We start from the raw sequence: 24,113 nt of genomic DNA, 5'->3' as shown, positions 1-24,113 counted from the left end.
GCTCACAGGTTGCCGCGGGCGTCCTGCTCGCGCTCGATCGCCTCGAACAGCGCCTTGAAGTTGCCCTTGCCGAAGCCCAGCGAACCGTGGCGCTCGATGAACTCGTAGAAGACGGTCGGGCGGTCGCCGATCGGCTTGGTGAAGATCTGCAGCAGGTAGCCGTCCTCGTCGCGGTCGACCAGGATGCCGCGCTTCTTCAGCTCGTCGATGTCGACCCGGACCTTGCCGATCCGGGCCCGCAGCTCCGGGTCGTCGTAGTACGAGTCCGGCGTGTTGAGGAACTCGACGCCGCGCGAACGCAGCACGTCCACGGTGGTGAGGATGTCGTTGGTGGCGAGCGCCATGTGCTGGCAGCCGGGGCCGGTGTAGAACTCCAGGTACTCGTCGATCTGCGAGCGCTTCTTGGCGATGGCCGGCTCGTTGAGCGGGAACTTCACCCGGTGGTTGCCGCTGGCGACGACCTTGGACATCAGCGCGGAGTAGTCGGTGGCGATGTCGTCGCCGACGAACTCGGCCATGTTCACGAAGCCCATGACGCGGTTGTAGAACGAGACCCACTCGTCCATCCTGCCGAGCTCGACGTTGCCGACGGCGTGGTCGAGCGCCTGGAAGAGGCGCTTCGGCGAGCCCTCCGGGTGCTTGACCTTGCTCTCGGCCGCGATGAAGCCGGGCAGGTAGGGGCCGTGGTAGCGGGAGCGGTCGATCAGGGTGTGCCGGGTCTCGCCGTAGGTGGCGATCGCGGCGCGGCGCACGGTGCCGTTCTCGTCCGAGACGTCGTTCGGCTCCTCCAGGACGGTGGCGCCGGTCGCGCGGGCGTGCTCGATGCACTTGTCGACGTCCGGCACCTCCAGGGCCAGGTCGACGACGCCGTCGCCGTGGCGGCGGTGGTGGTCCAGCAGCGGGCTGTCCGGCAGCACACCGCCCTTGATCACGAAGCGGCAGGAGCCGGAGCGGAGCACGAAGGCCTTGCGGTCCCGGCGGCCGGTCTCCGGGCCGGAGTAGGCGACCAGCTCCATGCCGAACACGGCCTGGTAGAACTGCGCCGTCTGGGTGGCGTTGCCGACCACGAAGACGACCGCGTCCTGGGCGGTCACGGGGAACGGGTCGGTGGCCGGGTCGTGCTCGACGAGGCCGACGAGGCGGCGCAGCTGGTCGGCGTCGAGGCCGGCCTCGCGCTCCTCGGGGGTCAGCTCAAGGGCGTGGGACTGCGGGGTCATCGGTCGTTCCTCCACTTTGGGCCTCGGCTCTGAGGCATCCGCTTGAGGCGGCCGCGCCGCGTAGGGTGGGCGCGGTACGGCTGAGCGGAGAGCTTGCTCCTGTCGGGGTGGTTGGGCAACAGGTCGCTTTTTCACTGTTCAATGTGTACAAGCTGATCAGGAAATCCCGGGTTCGGCTGGGCAGAATGTGCTGCCGATCGGGGCTGCTGCGGAAAACCTGCCCGCACCTCCCGTCCGCTCCGTCGGCCGGTCCCGCCAGCCCCGTCGGCCCCGTCAGGCCGGGTGGCCGGGCGGCCCCGGCGGGTCGGCCGGAAGGCGGCCCAGGAACCAGTCACGGGCCAGCTCGGCGGCCTGGTCCAGCGTGCCCGGCTCCTCGAACAGGTGGCCGGCGTGCGGGACCACCGCCAGTACACTCTCGCAGCGCAGCCGGGACTGCGCCTGCCGGTTCAGCTCGATCACCACGGTGTCCCGGCCCCCCACCACCAGCAGCGTCGGCGCGGTGACCGCGGCCAGCCGCTCGGGGCCGGCGAGGTCCGGCCGCCCGCCCCGGGAGACCACGGCGCGCACGCCCTCGCCCATCCGGGCGGCCGTCCAGAGCGCGGCGGCGGCGCCGGTGCTGGCGCCGAAGAGGCCGAGCGGGAGGTCCCGCGTCTCCTCCTGGTCCGCCAGCCGCCCGGCGACGGCCGTCAGCCGGGTGCCGAGCAGGTCGACGTCGAAGACCTTGCGCCGGTCCGGCTCCTCGGCCTCGGTGAGCAGGTCGAACAGCAGCGTCGCCAGGCCCGCGCGGTTCAGGTGGGCGGCCACGTGGCGGTTGCGCGGGCTGTGGCGGCTGCTGCCGCTGCCGTGCGCGAACACCACCACGCCCGCCGCCCGCACCGGGACGGTCAGCCGGCCCGCCAGCAGCACGCCGGCGGCCGGCACGGTGAGCTCGCGGTCCACCTCGGCCGGCGCGTGGGGCTGCTCGCCGCGGGCCGCGGCGAGCAGCCGCAGCACCTCGTCGTCACCGGTCTGCGAGAAATCGCGGTAGAACTCGCCGATCGCGAAGAACGGCGACGGCGTACTCACGCAGACCAGTTCGTCGGCGACGTCGGAGAGCCGGTCGGTCCAGTCCCGGGGCGCCACCGGGACGGCCAGCACGACCCGGGCCGCGCCCCTGGCCTTGACGATCCGGCAGGCCGCCCGGGCCGTGGAGCCGGTCGCGACGCCGTCGTCGACCACGACCACGGTGCGTCCGCGCAGGTCGGCGGGCGGGCGGTCGCCCCGGTAGCGGCGGGCCCGGCGCTCCAGCTCGGCGCGCTCCGCCCGCTCCACCTCGGCGAGCTGCCCGGCGCCGACCCCGGCGACGCGCATCACCTGGTCGTTCAGCACCCTGACGCCGTCCTCGCCGATCGCGCCCATCCCCAGCTCCGGCTGGTAGGGCACGCCCAGCTTGCGGATCACACAGATGTCGAGCGGGGCGCCGAGCGCGGCCGCCACCTCGGCTGCCACCGGCACGCCGCCGCGCGGGAGGGCGACGACGACGGTGCCGGGCCCGCGCAGGTGGCCCAGGCGGGCGGCCAGCCGGCGGCCCGCGTCGGTGCGGTCGGTGAAGTTGGTCCCGGTGACGTGCATGGCGCGGCCTCCGAGTTCCACCGTACGTCGGCGGGGCGGGCGTGGGGGGCGCCCGGCGGGGCCGTCCCGGGACCGACCGGGACGGGAGCGGCGGCTCAGGCGCCCGGGGCGTCGGGCGGCCCAAGGTCGAGGCCGGAGACCCGGCTGGAGGAGGACCACGATGGGCCGCACCGGTGAACTCGACCGCCGCATCCAGGCCGGACCCGCGAACTTCGCCCTGCTGGTGCGCCGCGGCGAAGCCTCCTGGGCGGAGTTCGCCGACCGGATCGCCGGATTCGGGGCCGACCGCTTCGTCCTGGTGGCCGACGCCGCCGCTCCCGCCGGCGCGCTCGCCCGGGTCCGTGCCGTCGCCGCGGCGATCGCGCCGTGCACCGTGCTCACACGGCCCGGCCCGCCTCCTGCCCGGCCGACCGCCGACGGCCGCACCGTGGTGATCGCGCTCGGCGGCGAACGGGCCTGCGGTGTCCCGGCCGACATCCGTCTGCCGACCACCCTCGCGGCCGCGTGCGGCCCGGCCCTGACCCTGCTGCGCCCGCCCCCGGACGCACCCCGCGCACCCGCCCGGAACGCACCCGGGCTGGTCTGGGTCCGCAGCGACCTGCTGGCCGGACGACCCGCCCCCGAGACCCGGGCGGGCATGGTCGAGGTCGTCCGGCACGTCCTCGCCGTCTGCCCGGCACAGTTCGCGGCGCTCGCCACAACCCTTCGCCCGGACGCCCGTTACACCCCGGAGACCCTCGCCGCCTGCCTCGCCCTCTGTGCGGACGCCAGGGCCGCGCTGGTCTGCTTCGACCCGTTCGAGACCGGACCGGCCCTCGCGCTCGGCTACGGGCGCCGCCTCGGCGAGGCCGTCCGCAGCACCGTGGCCACCGCCTCCGGCGTGGCGCTCGCACCGGGCGACGCCGACGCCCTGGGGCTGATTCTCGCCGCCCGCGTCGCGGCCGGCCTCGGACTGCTGGACGGCGCCGGGGCGTGGGCCCACAACGAACTGCTGGCCCGCAACGGCTCGGCGACCGGCCTGCCCGCGCCGCCCGCCGGGGCCGACGCCCGGGCCCTGGCCGCGGCCCTCACCACCGCGGCCGGGCCCGGCCTGCTGCTGCTCGCCGGCCTCGGGCGCCCGCACTGCGCAGGGGGCCGCCTGCTCACCCCGGTCGACGCCGCCGCGCTCCTGGCGGCCGTCGGGGGACCGGGCCGGACCGTCGTTCCGCACAGCCGCGGCCTCGCCCCGGACTGCCTGTCGGCCGCCGGATGACCCGGCGGAAGGGCTCGGGCGGCGGGCGGGAACAGGACGGGACCGGCTCCCCGTGCGGCCGGGACGGCGGGCGCCACACCGTGGACAGCAGAGGCGGACCGGCACGGACCGCCGGACACCAGAAGGGAGTTCACGTCATGACGGGCACCGTCATCACGGACCTCCGCCGCCGCGGCGCCGTCGACCCGGGCCGCGTCCTGACCGGCCCGCTGCGCGTGGTCGGCCTCCAGTGGCTCGACCCGGGCCGCAGGACCGAGGTGGCCGCCGAAGGCGTTGAACACGCCCTCTACATCACCGCCGGCTCGGGCACGGCGACCGTCCCGGACGCCGACGGACAGGCGGGCCCGGATGCCGCGGTCCCGCTCGTCGAGGGCACCGCGTTGACCCTGCCGCTCGGCGCCCGGACGGTCCTGACCGCCAGCACCGCGGGCCTGGAGTACTTCCACGCCGTCCTCGCCGTCGCCGGCCGCCCGCCCGGCCACCGGGCCACCACCGGCTCGGCGGGCCGCGAGGACCCGGCGGGCCCGGACCACCCCCACCACCCGGACCACCCCGAAAGCCCGAAGGGAGGCGAGACCAGGTGATCGTCACCACCGCCTCGGCCGCCGCCGCCGTCATCCTCGGCCCGCACGGCGAACGGATCCGGCTGCGCTGCCTGGCCCGCCGTTCGATGCTCGCCAGCGCCTGCGAGTCCTTCGACCACCTGCGGCTGAGCCCGGGAGCCCACCACGTGCTGCCGGGACAGACCGAGACCGAGAACGTCCTCTACGTGCTGCGCGGCTCCCTCCTGGTCGGCCGGTCCCCCGACGAGCCGGCCCACTTGGCGGTCGACGGGGACCTGCTGCTGGCCCGCCGGGGGACCCCGCTGCACCTGGACGCCGGACCGCTCGGCGCCGAGCTGCTCGGCCTCGCCCTCACCGCACCCCGCCGCGCCTCGGCGACCAGACACGCCCTGGCGCTCCGCCGCGCCGAACGACGGACCAGGCCGTGAACGCCGTCACCGCCCCCGGGCCGGCCCGCACCACGACCGCCCTGCACTTCGAGGCCCGGCGCCGGGTGCTCCCCGGGCGACGGCCGCGGTGCCTCCCGCCGCGGCCCCACGCGCAGCGGACCACGCACCACCGGGGACCACCGCAGCGCCACACCACCGCACCCCGGACCACCGCACCCCCGACCACCGGAGTTCACCGCACCACCGGCGGACTCCACACCACCGGCGGACACCGGAGCGCCGGTGAACACCGAACCCCGCAAGGAGGAACGACGTGATCCTCGTCCCCGCGGCCGTCCCCCGGACGGCCCCCGCGTTCCGCCGGCTGATCGACCCACGCCGCCTGCCGTCCGCCCTCGGCGGGCTGACCGTCGAGACCCTGCCGCCCGGCGTCCGCGTCGGGCAACCACCCTCCCCGGCCGGCGAGTCGGTGACCGTGGTGCTCTCCGGCCGGGTCCGCTCGGCCGGCCGGGTCCTCGGCCCCGGCGAAGGCCTCTACCACCCGCCGGGCAGTGACTGCGGACTCGTCGTGCTGCCCGGCGCCCCGGCCGTCGTCCTGACCGTCCGGGCAGGCACGTCGGCCGGCCCACCGCCCGCGCCCGCCCCGTCGGCGGTGCCGCTCGCGGCTCCGCCACGACGGACCGGCCCGCTCGAAGGGGAGGACGGCCCGGCCGCCGGAGGTCCGGCCGGGACGGCCGTGCACTGGCTCGCCACCGCGGAGACGGTGGGTGCCCGGCAGGTCGCCGTCGCGGCCTCCGGGTTCGCCCCCGGCGGCAGCCACGAACTGCACCGGCACCCGCACGCGGACCAGTTCTTCCTCGTCCTCGCGGGCGGTGGCCGGCACCTCGCCGCGACCCGCGAGGTCGCGGTCCGCCCGGGTGACCTGGTGTACGTCCCGGCGGGGGAGTGGCACGGCTTCCGGGCCGGTCCGGGGCATCCGACCGCCGCCGTGTTCGGCCACCTGGGCGCGGCGAGTCCGGCCCGGGCCGGCTACCAGGTCCGGCCGGCCGCGGAGGAGGCGTTGCGATGAACGCGCCCGGAACCGTCACCGGCCGGAGCGCGCTGCCGGTCGCGGTCGTCACCGGCGCCGATGACGACCGCGACCGGGCCACGGTCATCGCGCCGGCCCACGCCGGCCGGCGCCGGGGCGGGCGGATCGTCAACGTCACCATCCCCGACGAACGCACCGCCGCCGACCGGCCGTTCACGCCCGGCGGCCCCTGGAACGGCAGTCGCTGATCCCGCCCCGGCCTGCACGGACGCCCGCCGTCCCGGCTTCGGACCCGCACCCTGGGACCGGAACGGGACGGCGGGCCCATGTGCCCGGGGCGGGCTCCCGCGCACAGTGGTGGAAGAGCGGCCGGCCCGCCCGGTCGCGCGGAAGACGAAGAGTCTGGAGCACCACCCATGGCAACGAACACCGCGAGGAAAACGCTCGGCGTCACGTCGGTCGTGGTCGTCGGCTGCGCAGCGGCGACCTTCGTACTCAAGAACTCCGTCGTCAGCGCAACGGCCAGGTCCTGCCGGACGCAGGAGTCGACGGCGAGGAGGCCGGCGCGGCCCGTCGTGAGGAACAGGAAGTGCAAGGCCGGTGAGAAGGACTGCAAGGGCTGAGCCCTCCCGCCGCCCTTCCCCGGAGCCCCTTGCCGGGACCTTCCCCCCGACCCCCGATCCCGACCCACTCCGACCCCCGATCCCGAGCCCCGACCCCCGACCCCCGATCCCGACCCCGATCCCGACCCCGCCCCCGGCGCCGCGAGCGCCGGGGGCGGTCGTCGCGCGGTGGGCGGTCAGCCGCCGGGTGCCTCCCGTCGGGCCCCGTCCGCCCCGCCCGCCGACGGGAAGCGTGGCAGCACCGCCAGCACCCGCGTCCCGTGCTCCCCCGCCCGGGGCGCCACCGTGCACCTGCCGCCGATCTCCGCCGCGCGGTCGGCCATCGACCGGAGGCCGACCCCGCCGCCCGCCCACCCGGACGTCCCGCCCGTGCTCTCCGCGGCCTCCTCCGGCGGGCGCCCCGCCCCGGTCGGCTCCCCCACCCCCACCCCGTCGTCCTGCACGGTCAGCGTGAGCGTCTCCGCGTCCACCCGGACGGACACCTGGGCGCGCCGGGCCCGGGCGTGGCGCAGGACGTTGTTCAGCGCCTCGGCGGTGATCCGGTAGGCGGCCACCTCGACGGCGGCCGGCAGGTCCGGCAGCGGGTCCGGGGCCATCGAGGCGGTGACGGTGAGCGCGGCGCCGCTGAAGTTGGCGGCGAGCTGCTGGACGGCCCTCGCGAGCCCGAACTCGCCGAGCGGGGCCGGACCGAGCCGGTCGGTGATCCGCCGGACCTCCTTGATCGCCATCGCGAGGTCCCCCGAGATCCCGTGCAGGGTCTCCGCAAGGCCCGCGCCCGGGCCGCTCCCGGGGACGGCGCTCCCGGCGGCTTCCGAGGCGCCTCCCGAGGCGGTCCCCGAGGCCGCTCCCGAGGCGGCGTTGTCCACCCGCAGCCGCAGCCCCGCCAGCGCGGGCCCGAGGCCGTCGTGGATGTCCCGGCGCAGCCAGCGCCGCTCCTCCTCCCGCGCCGCGACGATCTGCTCCCGGCTCGCCTGGAGGTCCTCCCGCAGTTGCAGCGAGGCGACCGCGGGCGAGACCTGGTCGGCGAGCGAGCGCAGGATGTCGATGTCGCCCGGGTCCAGCCGCTCCTCGCCCTCGCGCGGCGCGACCGTCAGCTCCCCGATCACCGTGCCGTGGTGGACCAGCGCGAAGTCCTGCCCGGGCCCGTCCAGCCGGCCGACGGCGGCCAGCCGGCGCCGCCCGGCCCGGGTGGTGACGCTCAGTGCGACCCCGGGCAGCCGCAGCTCCTCGGCGACCGTGGCGCAGAGCGCCGCCGGCAGCCGCTCGGGGTCGACGGTCTGCCGGACCTGCCCGGCCAGGGTGCGCAGCACCTGGTACGGCTGGGCGCGGTCGCCGTAGTAGAGGCGGTCGACCAGTCCGACCGCCCACCGGGCGGCCCGGGGCAGGAAGCCGCCCAGCCCGAACACCAGGGCGATCAGCACCAGCGCCGCCCCGCCCCGGCCCGGTACCAGCCAGCCGGAGAGCACGGCGGCGAACACCACGAACACCGTGGTCAGCCCGGTGGCCAGGAGCAGCCCGGTCAGCACGGACCGGGCCGCCCGGTCGAGCCGCCAGCCGCCGTCCCGGATCACCAGGTACGCCACGGCGACCGCCCAGACCGCCCCGGCGGCGGTGAAGAGCGAGTAGCTGAGCCAGTACTCGTACTGGAAGCGGCGGTTGTAGTAGTCCTGCATGCCCGCCCAGAGCAGGTACGCGCCGAGCATCGCCGCCACGTGCATCCGGTGCGCCGGGTGCGGCGCGGGCCCGTCCGGGGGGCCGTCCGGCGCCGGCCGCAGCAGCCGGAACAGCAGTACGCCGGCCGAGAACCCGACGAGCAGGTAGTTCACCGGGTCGTAGAGGCCGTCCAGGCGGTCCGAGAGCGCCCCGAAGAAGACGGCGGGCGGGCTGTCGGCGAGCGGGTTGGGGTGACCGTAGGAGGTCGCGTGCCCGAGGAACGACATGCCGTCCGGGATCTCCCAGAGCGCGACGGCGCCGACGTAGAGCCACCACCGGCGCGTGGTGAGCCGCCCGGAGGGGAGCCAGAGCGGCAGCACGTAGAAGAGCGTCTGGCTGATGGTGTCGCAGACCGAGCGCAGCACCGCGAGCGCGCCCACCAGCCCCGGGTCGGAGACCTCCACCCAGAGCGCCGCGCCGGCCGCGCTGGGCAGCATCGAGGTGAGGGCGTAGACCAGCATGACCCACCCGAGCGGGCTGCCCGGGCGGTGCGCGTGCAGCAGCATGCCGGCGCAGGCGGTGGGCAGTGCGTAGAGCAGGATGGCGAGCTGGTCCCGGGGGCGGTCGACGCCCGGTTCGCCGAGATGCACCAGGACGTAGCAGATCCAGAGCGTGGCGACGGCGAGACAGAACGCCGTACAGACCGCGGCGGCGGTCAGCTGCCGCTGGGCCGCAGTCCGGCGGGGCGTGGGCCGGGCGGACGCGCGGGGTCGGGCAGAGGTCACCGTGATCATGGCACCGCCTTGCAACGGGCTGGGTTGTGTGGTCCGCCGACGGCCGTTCGCCGGGCATAGACGACAGTCTCGTCGGCCCGCCGTCCCGGGCGCATGAGGCAGCGGTCTCGTCCCGGGGGCCGGTGGTCCGGACGGACCGGGAGACACTCCGAGCATGTCACGGAAAGTCACTCGGTCATCGCTGGTAGTGTCGGCCATGTGGACCAACAGCACCCCGCAGCCCAGCCCGCTCCGCCCCCGGCCCCCGGTCCCTGGGACGCGTCGCAGGGCACCCCGCGGTACGGCCCCGGTGCCGGGCCCGCCGATTCCCCCGCCGGTTCGGCCGACGCCGGCCGGCGGGACGGGCTGCCCGCGGAGCGCGACGGCCGTCCGGCCGGCGGGACGGACGGGGAGCGGACCGGGGAGGACGCGACGGGCGCCGAACGGGACGCCGACGCGGCACCCGTCCGGGTCCTGATCGTCGACGACCACCCGCTGTTCCGCGAGGGCCTGAAGGCCGCGCTGCAGAGCGCCGAGGGCATTGCCGTGGTCGCCGAGGCCGAGCGGGCCGGGGCGGTGCCGGACGCGGTCGCCCGGTACCGCCCGGACGTGGTGGTCATGGACCTCTCGCTGCCGGACGGCTCCGGGCTGGAGGCCGCCCGCCGGCTGGCCGCCCAGCCGCCGGCCCCGCCGGTGCTGATGCTCACCATGGCCGACGACGACGGGAGCCTGCTGGCCGCCCTCCAAGCCGGTGCGCGCGGCTACCTGGTCAAGGGCGCCGGCCGGGAGGAGGTGCTGCACGCCGTGCGGACGGTCGCGGCGGGCGGCGCGGTGTTCGGTGCGGACGTGGCCGGCCGGATCACCTCGCTGCTGGCCGGCGCCCGGCTGCGCGAAGCCGGACAGCTGTTCCCGTCCCTGACCGCCCGCGAGGCCGAGGTGCTGGACCTGGTCGCGCGGGGGCTCGACAACCGGCGGATCGCCCGCGAGCTGGTGGTGGCGGAGAAGACGGTCCGCAACCACGTGACCCACATCTTCGAGAAGCTGCACGTGGCGACCCGCGCCGAGGCGGTCGCCCGGGCCCGGGACATGGGCCTCGGCGACACCTGACCCGGCCCGGACGCCGCCGCGGCGGAGCCCGGAAGCCCCGCCGGCCCCGCACGGAGGCGCCCACGGGGAGGCCAACAGGGAGGCCCACATGCGTGAACCGGCCGCGGCCACCACCGTCCGGGCCACCGCCCTCCGGCCGGGGCGGACCGGCCTGACCCCGGCCTCCTGGGTGTGCGGGCTGACGCTGGTCTGCGGCCTCGGCTGGGTGCTGCTGGCCCTGACCCACCAGCACGCCGCCTGGGCCGAGCCGTTCCTCCTGCACGACGGCGAGACGGTGCTGCTCGGGTTCGCCTTCGCGCTCTCCGGACTGCTGATCCTCGCCCACCGTCCGGGCCCCGGGGGCGAACCGGCCCCCGCCGCCCAGGCCCCTGCCACCCCAGCCCCTGCCACCCAGGCCCAGCGCCCCACGGCCCGCCGCCCCACGCGCCGCCGCGCCGTCGACGCGGTGACGTCCGACGCGGTGACGTCCGGCGCCGCGACGTCCGCCCCCGGAGCGGCCCGCGCCGCCCCCGAGGGCCCCCGCCCCCGCCCCGCCGGCCGCAGCCTCGGCGTGACGATGCTCGCCGCCGGACTCGGTGGCTGCCTCTCCCGGTTCTACCTGCTGGCCGCCGCATCGGCCGGCGCCGGACCGGTGCCTGAGGCGGTCGGTGCGGCGCTGCTGCTCGTCTCGGTCACCCTGTTCATCTTCCTGGCCCTCGCCCTGCCGCTCTGGCTGCCCGAGGGCCGGCTGCCCGGAGGCCCGGGACGCCTCCTCGTCGCCGCGATCGCGCTCTGGAGCGCCTGCCACGCCTGCGTGGTGCGGCTCGGCGTGCCGCTGCCGTACTTCGGGGACGTGCTGGTCCCCCAGGGCGAGGGGCTCCCGCTGGACGAGTGGCGGGTCACCCTGGTCTCCTGGGCGGTCGTCACGGGCAGTCTGCTGGTGGCCGCCGTGCGGTGGCGGCGCTCGGCCGGCCCGCACCGGACGGTCACCGCGGTGCTCGTCCCCTACCTGGTCTGGCTGGTCACCACCAACCTCGCCCTGCGGATGGGCACTTCGGAGAGCCTCGGTGCGGTCGCCTACTTCACCGGATCGGCGATCTGGATGCTCGGCGCCGTCGGCTACGCCTTCACCCGCGACCGCTCCCACTACCTCGACCGCGCCACCCGCCGGATGCTCAGCGTGCTCGCCCTCACCGCGCTGCTGATCGCCGGCTACCTGGGCATCGCCCTGGTGCTGCGCCGCGTGCTGCCCGAGGCCAGCACCGCCGGTGCCCAGCTGCTGGCGGCCGGCGCGCTCGCCATCGGCGCGCTGCTGGGCCCGACCACCCGGTGGGTGCTCCGCGCCGTCGACCGGTTCTACTACGGTGACCGGGCCCGCCCGTACCAGGTGGTGCGCGAGCTCGCGGAACGGCTCAGCCGCGCCGTCAGCCCGGCCGACGCGCCGCCGCTGCTCTGCGACACCGTCGTCAACGCCCTCGGCCTGCCGGGAGCCCGGGTCGTCCTGCACACCCGCAACGGCCCGCACGAACTCGCCTCGGTCGGCACGGTCGGGCCCGGCAGCCAGGTGTTCCCGCTCGGGTTCGAGGGCGCGGTGATCGGCGACCTGTACGCGCCGCCGCGCGCCGGCCAGCCCGCGCTGGACGCCCAGGACCACGAGGTGCTGCGCTTCCTCGCCGACCAGGCCGCGCCCGCCATCGCCTCGCTGCGCCTGTACGAGGAACTCCAGGCCGGGCGGCGGCAGGTCGTGCTCGCCCGGGAGGAGGAGCGCCGGCGGCTGCGGCACGACCTGCACGACGGGCTCGGCCCCACCCTCTCCGGGCTGCGGCTCGGCGTCGACACCGCGCGTGCGGGCGTCCCCGCGGACTCCCCGGCGGCCGCGTCGCTGCGCGCCGTGTCGGCCGGGATCGGGCAGGCGATCGTCGAACTGCGGCGGATCACCGAGGGGTTGGCGCCCGCGGCGCTGGCCGGTGACGGGCTGGCGGGTGCGCTGCGGAGGCTGGTCGCCGGGCTGGACGGCGACCACGTCCGGCTCGCCCTGGTGCTCGACCCGGACCCGCCGCCCGCGCTGCCGGCCGCCGTCGAGGTGGCGGTGCTGCGGATCAGCGGCGAGGCGCTGAACAACGTGCTGCGCCACTCCGGCGCCACCGAGGCCAGGTTGACGCTGCGGGTGCGGCCGGACGCGGTCGTGGTCGAGGCCAGTGACGACGGCCGTGGCTTCGACGGTGCCGGCGCCGACGCCGTTGCCGACCCCGCAGGGGCCGGGGTGTGGCCCGGCCCGGCGGACGGCCGCCGGGCGGGCTCCGGTCTCGGTCTGCGCTCGATGGCCGAGCGGGCCGAGGAGTTGGGCGGACGGTTCACGGCCGTCAACCACGACGGCGGCGCACTCGTCCGGGCGGTGCTGCCGCGGACGCAGGCCGGGCCCGGGGCGGGCGCGTCGGGCGAGCGGGCGGCCGTGCGAGGCGGTCCGGCCGGCGGCTGACGGCTGTTGACGGCTGTTGCCCCGCCCCCTTGACGGAACCCGGGCTTGGCTAAATCATCATGGTCGCGTCAACTTCGCGGGCGCGCCCTCGATCCATGCCCGACCACCGACCGGACCCCTACTCCGGTCGGCCCTCCGACCACCGTCCGCGAGGTTCCACGCTTCCGTTCTGCCCCACCAGAAACCGGAGCCTCCCTTGACCGAGCACGCCTCGCGGCGATCCCGCCTGCGCCGATCCGCCCTGTCGACCGGGGCGGTCGTCACGCTCGCCGCCGCCCTGTTCGCCCCCGCCGCAGTCGCGGCCCCCGCAGCACCCCCCGCCGCGCCCGCCGCCGGCACGGCCGCCCCCGCGGCCCCGGACATCCCGGTCGCCAACGTCAAGGCGCACCTGGCCCAGCTCCAGTCGATAGCCACCGCCAACGGGGGCAACCGCGCCCACGGGCGGTCCGGCTACAAGGCCTCGATCGACTACGTGAAGGGCAAGTTGGACGCCGCGGGCTTCACCACCACGCTGCAGACGTTCAGTTACAACGGATCGACCGGCTACAACCTGGTCGCCGACTGGCCCGGTGGCGACACCTCGCACGTCGTGATGGCCGGCGCCCACCTGGACTCCGTCACCGGCGGCCCCGGCATCAACGACAACGGCTCCGGCTCGGCCGGCATCCTGGAGACCGCCCTGGCCGTCTCCCGCGCCGGTCTCAAGCCCGCCAAGCACCTGCGGTTCGGCTGGTGGGGCGCCGAGGAGTACGGCATGGTCGGCTCGACGAACTACGTCAAGAGCCTTCCCGCCGCCGAGCGTTCGAAGATCGACACCTATCTGAACTTCGACATGATCGGCTCGCCCAACCCGGGCTACTTCACCTACCGCTACGACACCGCGCTGGACGCGCTGTTCCGCGACTACTTCGCGGGCCTCGGCATCAGCACCGAGCAGGACTTCGAGGGCGACGGCCGTTCCGACCACGCCCCGTTCCAGGACGCGGGCATCCGGGTCGGCGGCCTGTTCAGCGGCGCCGACTACACCAAGACCAGTGCCCAGGCGGCGAAGTGGGGCGGGACGGCGGGCCAGCCGTTCGACCGCTGCTACCACTCCTCCTGCGACACCAGCGCCAACATCAACGACACCGCGCTGGACCGGATGAGCGACGCGATCGCCTACGCGGTCTGGACGCTCTCGGCCGGCGACACCACGCCGCCCACCGGCACCGTCTTCGAGAACACCGCCGACGTGCAGATCCCCGACTACGGCGCGGCGGTGACCTCGGACCTGGCCGTGACCGGACGGACCGGCAACGCGCCCGCCGCCCTCCAGGTCGGCGTCGACATCAAGCACACCTGGCGCGGCGACCTGGTGATCGACCTGGTCGCGCCGAACGGCACCACCTTCCGGCTGAAGAACTCCAGCGGCAGCGACTCCGCGCCCAACGTCCAGACCACCTACACGGTCAACGCCTCCGCGGTGCCCGCCAACGGCACCTGGAAGCTGAAGGTCCAGGACGTGGGCCGGCAGGACACCGGCTACATCGACAGTTGGAAGCTCACCTTCTGACGAGCCCTCCGGGGGTCGCAAGAGGCGAAGGGGTGCCGGCCGCCGCCGGCACCCCCGCTCACGGGGCCGTCAGGGCCCCGGTCCTTCACCCGCTGCGGCCGCTACGGCTGCATCTCGTACGCGCCGCTGAGCGCCTCGACCCGGGCCCACACCTTCGCCGCCCGCTCGCCGTCCGCGACCGGGCGGCGGACGTGCGCCAGCGCCCAGGCGGCCTGCGCCTCGGTCGTGGAGGCCTTGCCGTGCAGCTCGGTGGCGTGCGCGGAGAAGTCCCGCACCAGGGCGTCGAAGACCTGGTCCAGGACGTCCGCCTCCAGACCGGTCAACTCGGCCTGCTCCAGCACCAGCTGGCCGTAGACGACCAGCGCGAACAGCTGGCCGATCTCCAGCAGGAAGTCGAGGTCGGCCTGCTGCTCCGCGCTCGGCGCGTGCTTGACCAGCAGCTCGCAGAACCCGTCGGCCTGCTCGCGGAACCGGGCGACGTTCGGGATGTGCGCGTGGGCGTCGTAGGCGGTGCGCCAGTCGTGGAACCGGATCGCGCCGAGACCGCGCGCCGGGCCCTGCCGGAACAGGAACTCGTCGTTCGCGGCGTCCAGCCGGGTCGGCACCGGCGCGTACTCGGCCGGGTTGAAGAGGTAGTTGGCCATGAACTTGAGGATCAGCGCCAGGTTGACGTGGACGGTGCCCTCCAGCTTCGGCAGGCCGCGGATGTCCTTCGCCGCCTTGTCGAAGTAGGTGTCCGCCTCGAAGCCCTTGGCCGCGATGACGTCCCACATCAGGTCGATGACCTTCTCGCCCTCCGTGGTGACCTTCATCTTGGTCATCGGGTTGAAGAGCAGGTAACGACGGTCCTCGGGCGAGGCGGTGCGGAAGTAGTCGACCGCGCGGTCGGCGAACAGCTTCATCGCCACCAGGCGGGCGTAGGCGTCGGTCAGCTCGCGCCGCACGTGCGGGAAGTCGGTGACCTTCTTGCCGTAGAGCACCCGGTTGTGGGCGTGCGTGACGGCTTCGTACATCGCGTGCTCGCAGATGCCGACGGACGCCGTGCAGAGGTTGAACTTGCCGACGTTGACGGTGTTCAGCGCGGCGTCGAAGGCGGCCTTGCCGGTGTGCAGCACGTCCTCGGCGCGCACCGGGTAGTCCTCCAGCCGGAACTCGCTGACGTACATCTGGGCGTTCACGACGTTCTTGACCAGGTGGTACGCCTCGTGGCGGCTGTCGGCGGCGAAGAAGACGTAGCCCTCCGGGCCCTCGACGTCCGAGCGGCGGCCGAACACCGAGACCAGGCCGGCGACGTTGCCGTTGCCGATGTAGTACTTGGAGCCGGTGGCGGTGAAGCCGCCCTCGCCGTCCGGGGTGAGGATCATGTCCGTCGAATAGATGTCGGCGCCGTGGCTGCGCTCGGAGAGCCCGAACGCCATCACGTGACCCTCCGACAGCAGCCGGGCGGCACGGGCCCGGACGGCCTCGTTCTCGCTCTGCCAGACCGGGCCGAGGCCGAGGATGGTGACCTGCCAGGTGTACCAGTAGCCGAGGCCGTAGAAGCCGAGGATCTCGTTCAGCTCGGCGATCCGGGCGGTGTCCCAGCGCTTGGCCGGGTCGGCCGAGGACGGGGTCAGGAACTCGGCGAACAGGCCTTCCTTCGCGGCGAACTCGAGGAAGTCGGAGTACCAGGTGCGGTCGACGTAGGTGTCGATCAGCGCCTTCTTGCCGCGGGACTCGAACCAGTCCACGGTCGCGCGCAGCAGTCGGCGGGTGGGCTCGTCGAACTGCGCGGGGTCGTACGTACGCGGGTTGAAGAGCATCACGGGCTCCCGGGGGTCGAGGGTTTCGAGGGTGGCGTGGGGTGCGTGGGGTTCGGGTCGGCGGTGCGGGCGGCGCGGGTGGCGCGGCGCCTACGGCCGGTGGTCGGCCGGGTCGGCCGCGTCGGCCGGGCTCGTCCCGCCGCCGGCGAGGCGGTGCAGGGTGGCGAGCACGTCGTCCAGCCAGGCGAGGGTCATCCGCTCGTACTCGATGCCGCCGCGCAGCACCACGTGCTGGAGCTGTTGGCGGGAGTCGAGGGCGGCGGGGGCCGGGAAGTCGCGCTGCTCGCCGTGCAGGTAACGGGCGAGCAGGGCGGCGTGGCCCTCGCGGTGGCGTTCGACCTCGGCGATCAGCGCGGCCGGGTCGTCGAAGGCCGCCGCGCGGATCTTGACCGCGAGTTCGTGCCGGACGGTCTCCGGCTCGACCGGTTCGCGCAGCCAGCCGGCCAGGGCGGTGCGTCCCGGCCCCGCGGCCGAGTACACCTTCTTGTCCGGCCGGCCGTCCTGGGCGACCTCCTCGGCCGAGATCCAGCCGTCCGCCTCCATCCGCCGCAGCACCCGGTAGATCTGCTGGTGGGTGGCGGTCCAGAAGCGGCCGATGGAGCGGTCGAACCGCCGGGCCAGCTCGTAGCCCGAGCCGGGCTGCTCCAGCAGCGAGACGAGGATCGCGTGCTCCAGTGCCATGACCGGCATCCTGCTATGCAACGAGTTGCATACACAAGGGTGCCCCGCCAGGGTGAGACGCAGCTCACCGATCCGCCGCCGCAGGGTGGGGCGGGCAGGGTAGCCGCCTGGGCGAAAAGGTGCAAAACGGCAGATCGGAGCCAGAATGGTACTGGGCTAGCGCCCTCCATGTGCCGGACCTAGGAGGTGGTATCGGTGTCTACCCAGATTCCGATGGGCATGGAGCACCATCCGGACATCGTCCAACTGAGGGAGCAGTACGAGCGGGCCACGCTGACCCCGCAGGCCCAGGGCGTCGAGGCCCTGGCCGTTCTGGCCGGTCTCTTCCTGGCGGCCTCGCCATGGATCGTCGGCTTCACCGCCTTCAGCACTCTGACCGTGACGTGCCTCATCGTCGGCCTCGCCTACTGCCTGCTGATGGCGGGGTACGGCTCGGCGTACGAGCGCACCCACGCACGGGCCTGGGCCGCGACCCTGCTCGGCGCGTGGACGATCATCTCGCCCTGGGTGGTGTCCGGTGAGGTGGACCGTGGCAAGAACATCGTCACCTGCATGATCGCGGGCGCCGTGATGTTCCTGCTGGGGCTCGCCGCGATCTCGATGGCCACCATGACGGCGAACGGAGCGTCGATGAGGCGCGGCCGGGCAGGCCGTGCGAAGGGCTGACATCCCGGGTGGTCCGAACCGGGGCGCGGAGCGGCGAGGCCGCCGTCCGCGCCCCGGCGCGTGCCCCGGGCACCGTCCGCCACCCGCGGCGCCGGGGGCGGGGTGATCCGCCGGCCCTACGGCCGGGTCATCCGCAGCACGTCCAGCGCCTCGTCCAGCTGCTCCTCGGTGAGCAGGCCCTGCGCCAGGTAGCCGCGCTCCAGCACCACCTGGCGGATCGTCTTCCGCTCGGCCAGCGCCTGCTTGGCGACCTTGGCGGCCTCCTCGTAGCCGATGTACCGGTTCAGCGGGGTGACCACCGAGGGCGAGGACTCCGCGTACTCGCGGGCCCGTTCGACGTTGGCGGTGATGCCGTCCACCGTCCGGTCGGCCAGCAACCGGGCGCTGTTGGCGAGCAGCCGGACCGACTCCAGCACGTTGCGGGCGATCACCGGGAGCATCACGTTCAGCTCGAAGTTGCCGCTCGCGCCGGCCACCGTGACCGTCGCGTCGTTGCCGATCACCTGCGCCGAGACCATCAGCACGACCTCCGGCAGCACCGGGTTCACCTTGCCGGGCATGATCGACGAACCCGGCTGGAGGTCCGGCAGGTTGATCTCGCCGAGACCGGTGCGCGGGCCGGAGCCCATCCACCGCAGGTCGTTGGCGATCTTGGTGAAGCCGACCGCCACGGTGCGCAGCTGGCCGCTCAGCTCGACCAGGCCGTCCCGCGCGCCCTGCGCCTCGAAGTGGTCGCGGGCCTCGGTCAGCGGCAGGTCGGTGGCCCGGGCCACCTCCTCGATCACGGCCGCGGCGAACCCGGGCGGGGTGTTGATGCCGGTGCCCACCGCGGTGCCGCCGAGCGGCAGTTCGGCGACCCGCGGCAGCGTCGCCAGGAGCCGCTCCCGCCCGTGCCTGACCTGAGCCGCGTAACCGGCGAACTCCTGGCCGAGGGTGACCGGCGTGGCGTCCATCAGGTGCGTCCGGCCGGACTTCACGACCTTCGCGAACTCCGCCGCCTTGCGCTCCAGTGACTCCGCGAGGTGTTCCAGCGCGGGGATCAGGTCGTTGGTGACGGCGGCGGTGGCGGCGATGTGGATCGAGGACGGGAACACGTCGTTCGAGGACTGGCTCGCGTTGACGTGGTCGTTCGGGTGGACGGGCCGGCCCAGTCGCTCCGAGGCCAGCGTCGCGATCACCTCGTTGGTGTTCATGTTGGACGAGGTACCGGAGCCGGTCTGGAACACGTCCACCGGGAACTCGGCGTCCCAGCGGCCCTCGGCGACCTCCTCGGCGGCGGACACGACCGCCCTCGCCGTCTCGTCGTCCAGCACCCCGAGCCGGGCGTTCACCCGGGCGGCGGCCGCCTTGATCCGGGCCAGCGCCGCGATGTGAGCGCGCTCCAGCCGCTGGCCGGACACCGGGAAGTTCTCCACCGCCCGCTGCGTCTGCGCCTGCCACTTCGCCGCGGCCGGCACCCGGACCTCGCCCATCGAGTCGTGCTCGGTCCGGTACTCCTGCTCGTCGCCCATCGCGCGCTGCACCTCCTGGCCGGCCCCGGGGGCGGCCCTGGTCTCGGTCGTGCCGTCGGTACCCGGCGCCGGGTACCGGAACCGGTATCGGCACCGGTGTCCGATCACGACAGCCGCGCGGGGGCCCCGGGTATTTCCGCCCGGGCGCCCGGGACGACTCCACGGCTCACGGCTGCGTGGGTCACGGCTCCGGGCCACGGCACTGCGGGTGCACGGCTCCAGGGCTCTCGGCTCCGCGGGTCCACGGCTCTGCTGGTCCGCGGCAGGCCGGAGCCGTGGTCCGCGGTGCGACGGCGCTACGGGAGCGGGTGGCGGACCACCGCGCCCGGCTCGGCGCCGGCCTGGGCGACGAGCGTGCCGCCCGGCGCCCAGAACCCCGAGCCGCCCGAGGTCCGCGGGTACTCGCCGCTCGCCCCGGCCGACGTCGACAGCACGCCCCACACCCCGTGCGCGGCGGTCCGGTCGCGGACCTGGCTGTCGCGCCGGGCGAGGGCCACCGGGTCGTCGCCGTAGAGGGTGGAGGCGACGTACGCGTCGATGCCGAGTGCGGCCAGCTGCTCGGCGTGCTCCGGGAAGGCGGCGTCCGCGCAGATCGCCAGGCCCAGTCGGCGGCCGTCCAGTTCCAGCACCGCCGGCCTGTCGCCGGGGGTGAAGCGGTCGCCCTCGGGTCCGTGCAGCCGGATCTTGCGGCAGACGACCCGGACGCCCTCGCCGGTGACGGCGAGCGTGGCGATGTACTCGCGGCCGTCCGCCTCGCGCACCGGCGCGCCGGCCAGGGCGACCGTGCCGGTCCCGGCGCAGGCCTCGACCAGCGGCGCGAGCCGCGCGTCTGCGGGGTCCAGGGCGGGCGCGGCGAGGTCGTAGCCGGTCAGCGAGAACTCGGGGAAGACCACCAGCCGGGCGCCGGCCTCCCGGACCACGGCGACGTGCCGCGCGACGTTGGCGGCCACGGTCTCCGGCCGGGAGGCCTCGGCGCAGACGGGCTGGGCGGCGGCGACGGTCAGGGGCGCGGGCGCGGGCACGGCGGGGCCTCCGGAGGTGATCGGGGGAGCGGCCAGGGGGCGATCGGGCGACGGCGATCACGATCAACCTAGGGGCCGGTCGGCGAATCGGGCAACCTTCATTCGAACGGGTGAAGAACGCGGCCCGCGGGCCCGTCGGCGGCCGCTCCGCCGCCCCGGCTTCGTACGCTCGTACGCGGATCGGGGGAACGGTCACGACGGCGATCACGGCGGCGGTCTCGACGACGCCGGCGCCCGGCGCAGGACGCGCGGGCGCGGTCGCCACCCAGGGGGCGGGCATGACGGCAGCACGACGACACGGCGGCGGGTCCAGCGGTGGGCACGGCGGTGGGAGTGGCAGCGGGAGCGGCGACGGGCTGCGCGACGAACCGGGCGGCAGGCCCCGGGAGCGGGGGCGCAGCGATGGTCTGAGCAGGCGTGAGCTGCTCGGCGCCTCGGCCGCGCTCGGCGGAGCCGCCTGGCTGCTGCGCGGCACGATCGGACCGGACCACGCGCAGGCCACCACCCCGGCACCGCCCGGACTGCCCGCCGGCACCGAGCTCTACCAGCGGGTCTACCAGAACTGGTCCGGCGAGGTCCGCACCGACCAGCTCTGGACCTGCGCCCCGCGCACGCCCGAGGAGGTGCCGCCGCTCGCCGACTGGGCCCGCGCCAACGGTTGGCGGCTGCGCGCCCAGGGGTACCGGCACACCTGGGCCCCGCTCACCGTCGTCGACGGCACCCCCGAAGCGGCCCGCGTCCTGCTGCTGGACACCACCCGCCACCTCACCGCGGTCACCGCCGACTCGCCGGACACCGTCCGGGTCCAGACCGGCGCCACCATGGAGGACCTGCTCGCCCACCTGGCCGGCCGCGGCCTCGGCGTCGCCAACTGCCCCGCGCCCGGCGAACTGACCGTCGGCGGGGTGCTCGCCATCGGCGGCCACGGCACCGCCGTCCCCGCCGCCGGCGAGACCCGCCCGCCCGGCCACGGCTACGGCTCGCTCAGCAACCAGGTCACCCGGCTGACCGCCGTCGTCCACGACCCGGGAACCGGCCGCCACACCCTGCGCACCTTCGACCGCGCCGAGGCCGACAGCGCCGCCTTCCTGGTCCACCTCGGCCGGGCCTTCGTCACGGAGGTCGTGCTCAGGGCCGGTGCCGACCGGCCACTGCGCTGCGTCAGCCGGCTGGACATCCCGGCGAGTGAACTCTTCGCCCGCCCGGGCAGCACCGGCCTCCTCGGCCGGCGCCCGCGCACCTTCGCCGACTTCGTCGAGCGCGACGGCCGCGCCGAGGCGATCTGGTTCGCCTACACCGACCGCCCCTGGCTGAAGACCTGGACCGTCGCCCCGGACCGCCCGTTCGGTTCCCGGGCCGTCGAGGAGCCGTACAACTACCCCTTCTCCGACATCGTCCCGGAGCCGGTCGCCCGTCTCGCCGGCCAACTCGTCACCGGCGCCTGGGGATCGGCCCCGCTCTTCGGCCAACTCCAGTACCTGGTGGCCAAGGTGGCGCTCACCGGGGACATCACCGACGTGCTGCTCTCCGGCGGCCTGATCCGCGACCTGCTCACCGGCGAGGTGCTCACCCACCTGCTCGGCGGAGGCCTGCGGTCCGATCTCTGGGGCCCCTCCCGCACCCTGATGCAGTACGTCCGCCCCACCACCCTGCGGGTCACCGCCAACGGCTACGCCGTTCTCGCCCGGCGCGCCGACCTGCAGTGGGTGCTCGCCGAATTCGCCGACCACTACCGGCAGTTGCTCGACGAGTACCGGGCGCGCGGCGAGTTCCCGGTGAACGGCGCGGTCGAGATCCGGGTCACCGGCCTGGACGACCCCGCCTCGTGCGGGGTGCCCGGCGCCCGGCCGCCGCTGCTCTCCGCGTTGCGCCCGCGCCCCGACCGCCCCGAGTGGGACACCGCCGTCTGGCTCGACGTCCTCGCGTTCCCGGGTGCGCCCGGGCTGCACCGCTTCGCCCGCGACCTCGAACAGTTCCTGCTGCGCACCTTCGACGGCACCCGCGCCGGGCTGCGCGTCGAGTGGTCCAAGGGCTGGGCCTACACCGCGGACGCCGCCTGGGCCGACCCCGACGTACTCGACCGGGTCATCCCGGCCAGCCTCCGTGACGGCGGCGGCCCCGGCTGGGACGAGGCGATCGCCGTACTGGACCGCCACGACCCGTACCGGGTGTTCGGGAACGCGTTCCTGGACCGGCTGTTGACGTAGCGGTGCGTCGATCCGGGACACGTCGGTATCGGCGTACGCCGGCACGCGACGCACCGCCGACGCCGTACGTCGATACGGGCGTACGTCGCTACCGGTGTGCGTCGCTCCCGGGGTGCGTCGATGCGGGGCACGCCGTGGTGGCGGCGTGCCGGAGGCGTCAGATGTGTTCCATGACGATCACGGCCAGGGTGTCGGGGGCGAGGGCGCGGAAGACATGCGGGGCGTCGCCCGGGTAGCTGACGTAGTCGCCCGGGCCCAGCTCGACCGGCTCCTCCGTCGGCCCGGCCAGTGCCCGGCCGGCGCCGATCATCACGTGCTCGACGGTGCCGGGCATGTGCGGGTCGGAGGCCCGGGTCTCGCCCGGCTGGGCCTCGATCCGGTAGATGTCGCGCCGGGCGTTCGGCGGGCAGGAGGAGAGCACGGTGGCCGCGTAGTCGGCGCGCTCGGAGTGGGTCACCGGGCCCTCGCCGGCCCTGATCACCCTGACCGCCGGGCGGGGCGGGTCGACCAGCCGGCTGAACGGCACGTTGAGCGCGGCGCCGAGCGCCCAGAGCGTCTCCACGCTGGGGTTGCCCGCGCCCGACTCCAGCTGGGAGAGCGTCGACTTGGCGATGCCCGCGCGCCGGGCCAGCTCGGCCATCGACAGCCCGCTGCGCTCGCGCTCGCGCCGGATCGAGGCGGCGATCAGGCCGATCAGCTCCACGCCGGACGTCGTCGGCCCGCCCGTCCCGCTCCTGCTGCTGTCACTGCCGGTGCCGCTGCTGCCCACACTCATCCGCGTTCGCTCCACAGGTCCACGCGTTCGCCTTGACGAACGACAGCCATCGGGTTCACTCTACTGGACATGCGTTCGCTCCTCCGAACACTCGACCGTTCCACGCTGCGCGACATCGCTCTGGTCTGCCTTGCCGACGCCCTCGTCGGCGCCTCCTTCGGTGCCATCAGTGTTTCCGGCGGCCTGCCGCTCTGGGTGCCGATCGCGATGTCCGTGCTGGTCTTCGCCGGTGGCTCGCAGTTCGCGGCCGTCGGTGTCGTCCTCTCCGGCGGTGGCGCGCTCGCCGCCGTCGCCACCGGCCTCGTCCTCAACGCCCGCCTGCTGCCGTTCGGCTTCACCGTCGCCGACGTGCTCGACGGACCCTGGTGGCGGCGGCTGCTCGGCGCACACGTGCTGACCGACGAGTCCGCCGCGTTCGTCCTGCTCCAGCCCGACCGGCGCGGCCGCCGGGCGGCGTTCTGGGTCTGCGGCGTCGCCCTGTTCGTGGTCTGGAACGTCGCCGTCGTCCTCGGCGCCGCCGCCGGCGGCCTGATCGGCGACACCGACGCGCTCGGGCTCGACGCCGCCTTCCCCGCCGTCCTGCTCGCCCTCGTCCTGCCCTCGCTCACCGACCGCCGCACCCGCGCCGCCGCCCTGGCCGGCGCCGTCGTCGCGGTCGCCGCCACCCCCTACCTGCCGGCCGGGCTGCCCGTCCTTCTCTCCCTCCTCGGCCTGCTGTTCGCCGGCCGGGGCCACGCCCGCCCGGCGGAGGAGCAGGGCGAGGGCGGCGGCCGGCCCGCGGAGGGGTCGTCCGCCGCCCGCCCGTCCGACGACCACCCGTCCGACGACCACCCGGCCGCCTGCCGCCCGTCCGACGACCACCCGGTCGCCCGCCGGCCGTCCGCGCCGATCGCCGAAGAGGTCCGCTGATGCCCCTGCTCGCCGTCCTCCTGCTCGCCGTCGGCACCTACGCGTTCCGGATCGCCGGACCCGCCCTCGGCCACCGCCTCACCCTGTCCGACCGGCTGCGCCACCTGCTCGCGGTCGCCGCCGCCGTGCTGCTGGTCGCCCTGGTCGCCACCGGCGCCCTCACCCAGGGCCACGGCTTCGCCGGCTGGGCCCGGCCGGCCGGCGTGCTGGTCGCCGGGGTGCTCGCGCTGCGCCGCGCGCCGTTCCCGGTCGTGGTGGTGGCAGGTGCCGCGACCACGGCGGTGCTCCGGCTCTGCGGGATCGCCTGACACC

At 75.2% G+C, this 24,113-nt stretch carries 21 protein-coding genes; 13 read left to right on the top strand and 8 right to left on the bottom strand.

Translation table 11 applies throughout. The features are described 5' to 3' along the window. Positions 1–2: 2 nt before the first annotated feature. Together hppD and J5Y04_RS02020 are read right to left on the bottom strand one after the other, a co-directional pair. Positions 3–1,217: a 4-hydroxyphenylpyruvate dioxygenase gene (hppD, locus tag J5Y04_RS02025; protein WP_209409535.1), complete on the bottom strand. Its 1,215-nt coding sequence runs from the start codon at positions 1,215–1,217 to the stop codon at positions 3–5. A 273-nt stretch (positions 1,218–1,490) separates the two neighbouring features. Continuing rightward, positions 1,491–2,828, bottom strand: a complete 1,338-nt coding sequence (locus tag J5Y04_RS02020) for an alpha/beta family hydrolase (protein WP_209409533.1) — start codon at positions 2,826–2,828, stop codon at positions 1,491–1,493. Positions 2,829–2,988: 160 nt separating this feature from the next. Here J5Y04_RS02020 and J5Y04_RS02015 point away from each other — a divergent pair, with 160 nt between their 5' ends. The 6 genes from J5Y04_RS02015 (at position 2,989) to J5Y04_RS01990 (ending at position 6,685) form a co-directional block, all read left to right on the top strand. Next, positions 2,989–4,080: a hypothetical protein gene (locus J5Y04_RS02015; RefSeq protein ID WP_209409531.1), complete on the top strand. Its 1,092-nt coding sequence runs from the start codon at positions 2,989–2,991 to the stop codon at positions 4,078–4,080. Between the two features lie 137 nt (positions 4,081–4,217). Further along, positions 4,218–4,664, top strand: a complete 447-nt coding sequence (locus J5Y04_RS02010) for a hypothetical protein (RefSeq protein ID WP_209409529.1) — start codon at positions 4,218–4,220, stop codon at positions 4,662–4,664. Further along, entirely contained in the window at positions 4,661–5,071 is a 411-nt protein-coding gene (locus J5Y04_RS02005; RefSeq protein WP_209409527.1) for a hypothetical protein, read from the top strand. Before J5Y04_RS02010 ends, J5Y04_RS02005 begins: the two co-directional genes overlap by 4 nt. Before the next feature lie 274 nt (positions 5,072–5,345). Continuing rightward, positions 5,346–6,101 carry a cupin domain-containing protein gene (locus tag J5Y04_RS43405; RefSeq protein ID WP_209409525.1) on the top strand — a complete coding sequence of 252 codons (756 nt, stop codon included), beginning with the start codon at positions 5,346–5,348 and terminating at the stop codon, positions 6,099–6,101. Then, complete coding sequence (locus J5Y04_RS01995; protein WP_209409523.1) at positions 6,098–6,310, top strand: hypothetical protein; 213 nt, start codon at positions 6,098–6,100, stop codon at positions 6,308–6,310. Before J5Y04_RS43405 ends, J5Y04_RS01995 begins: the two co-directional genes overlap by 4 nt. A gap of 168 nt (positions 6,311–6,478) precedes the next feature. Continuing rightward, positions 6,479–6,685, top strand: a complete 207-nt coding sequence (locus J5Y04_RS01990) for a hypothetical protein (RefSeq protein WP_209409520.1) — start codon at positions 6,479–6,481, stop codon at positions 6,683–6,685. A gap of 176 nt (positions 6,686–6,861) precedes the next feature. Here the strand turns inward: J5Y04_RS01990 and J5Y04_RS01985 are convergent, their stop codons facing one another. Further along, complete coding sequence (locus J5Y04_RS01985; RefSeq protein WP_209409517.1) at positions 6,862–9,123, bottom strand: ATP-binding protein; 2,262 nt, start codon at positions 9,121–9,123, stop codon at positions 6,862–6,864. Positions 9,124–9,585: 462 nt separating this feature from the next. Here J5Y04_RS01985 and J5Y04_RS01980 point away from each other — a divergent pair, with 462 nt between their 5' ends. The 3 genes from J5Y04_RS01980 to J5Y04_RS01970 all read left to right on the top strand — a co-directional run bounded on the left by J5Y04_RS01980 (position 9,586) and on the right by J5Y04_RS01970 (position 14,228). Next, positions 9,586–10,218, top strand: coding sequence for a response regulator transcription factor (locus J5Y04_RS01980; protein ID WP_209410031.1), 633 nt, complete (start codon positions 9,586–9,588; stop codon positions 10,216–10,218). An 88-nt stretch (positions 10,219–10,306) separates the two neighbouring features. Then, positions 10,307–12,676 (top strand): histidine kinase, encoded by a 2,370-nt coding sequence (locus tag J5Y04_RS01975; RefSeq protein WP_209409514.1) that lies wholly within the window; start codon positions 10,307–10,309, stop codon positions 12,674–12,676. A gap of 226 nt (positions 12,677–12,902) precedes the next feature. Continuing rightward, positions 12,903–14,228 (top strand): M28 family metallopeptidase, encoded by a 1,326-nt coding sequence (locus J5Y04_RS01970; protein ID WP_209410028.1) that lies wholly within the window; start codon positions 12,903–12,905, stop codon positions 14,226–14,228. 101 nt (positions 14,229–14,329) lie between these two features. Here the strand turns inward: J5Y04_RS01970 and J5Y04_RS01965 are convergent, their stop codons facing one another. Both J5Y04_RS01965 and J5Y04_RS01960 read right to left on the bottom strand, forming a co-directional pair. Further along, positions 14,330–16,030, bottom strand: a complete 1,701-nt coding sequence (locus J5Y04_RS01965; protein ID WP_209409511.1) for an acyl-CoA dehydrogenase family protein — start codon at positions 16,028–16,030, stop codon at positions 14,330–14,332. A gap of 90 nt (positions 16,031–16,120) precedes the next feature. Then, positions 16,121–16,711: a PadR family transcriptional regulator gene (locus J5Y04_RS01960; RefSeq protein ID WP_209409509.1), complete on the bottom strand. Its 591-nt coding sequence runs from the start codon at positions 16,709–16,711 to the stop codon at positions 16,121–16,123. Between the two features lie 195 nt (positions 16,712–16,906). Here J5Y04_RS01960 and J5Y04_RS01955 point away from each other — a divergent pair, with 195 nt between their 5' ends. Then, positions 16,907–17,377, top strand: a complete 471-nt coding sequence (locus J5Y04_RS01955; protein ID WP_307852882.1) for an SPW repeat protein — start codon at positions 16,907–16,909, stop codon at positions 17,375–17,377. 116 nt (positions 17,378–17,493) lie between these two features. Here the strand turns inward: J5Y04_RS01955 and J5Y04_RS01950 are convergent, their stop codons facing one another. Both J5Y04_RS01950 and J5Y04_RS01945 read right to left on the bottom strand, forming a co-directional pair. Next, positions 17,494–18,888, bottom strand: coding sequence for an aspartate ammonia-lyase (locus J5Y04_RS01950; protein ID WP_209409507.1), 1,395 nt, complete (start codon positions 18,886–18,888; stop codon positions 17,494–17,496). 296 nt (positions 18,889–19,184) lie between these two features. Then, positions 19,185–19,910, bottom strand: a complete 726-nt coding sequence (locus J5Y04_RS01945) for a carbon-nitrogen hydrolase family protein (RefSeq protein ID WP_209409504.1) — start codon at positions 19,908–19,910, stop codon at positions 19,185–19,187. 278 nt (positions 19,911–20,188) lie between these two features. Here J5Y04_RS01945 and J5Y04_RS01940 point away from each other — a divergent pair, with 278 nt between their 5' ends. Further along, positions 20,189–22,117: a cholesterol oxidase substrate-binding domain-containing protein gene (locus tag J5Y04_RS01940; protein ID WP_209409502.1), complete on the top strand. Its 1,929-nt coding sequence runs from the start codon at positions 20,189–20,191 to the stop codon at positions 22,115–22,117. Positions 22,118–22,274: 157 nt separating this feature from the next. On the opposite strand, the gene J5Y04_RS01935 is transcribed toward J5Y04_RS01940, so the two are convergent. Continuing rightward, positions 22,275–22,892 (bottom strand): helix-turn-helix domain-containing protein, encoded by a 618-nt coding sequence (locus J5Y04_RS01935; RefSeq protein WP_209409499.1) that lies wholly within the window; start codon positions 22,890–22,892, stop codon positions 22,275–22,277. 69 nt (positions 22,893–22,961) lie between these two features. Between J5Y04_RS01935 and J5Y04_RS01930 the strand changes: the two genes are divergently transcribed. Further along, a complete protein-coding gene (locus tag J5Y04_RS01930; RefSeq protein WP_209409497.1) occupies positions 22,962–23,801 on the top strand; it encodes an AzlC family ABC transporter permease in 840 nt (279 codons plus the stop codon). Continuing rightward, complete coding sequence (locus J5Y04_RS01925) at positions 23,801–24,109, top strand: AzlD domain-containing protein (protein WP_174315600.1); 309 nt, start codon at positions 23,801–23,803, stop codon at positions 24,107–24,109. The genes J5Y04_RS01930 and J5Y04_RS01925 overlap by 1 nt, the downstream gene beginning before the upstream one ends. Positions 24,110–24,113: the final 4 nt, after the last annotated feature.

Source organism: Kitasatospora sp. RG8 (assembly GCF_017813315.1).
GTDB lineage: Bacteria > Actinomycetota > Actinomycetes > Streptomycetales > Streptomycetaceae > Kitasatospora.
Note: the sequence above shows the minus strand (reverse complement) of the source record. Positions and strands in the feature narration are given on the sequence as shown.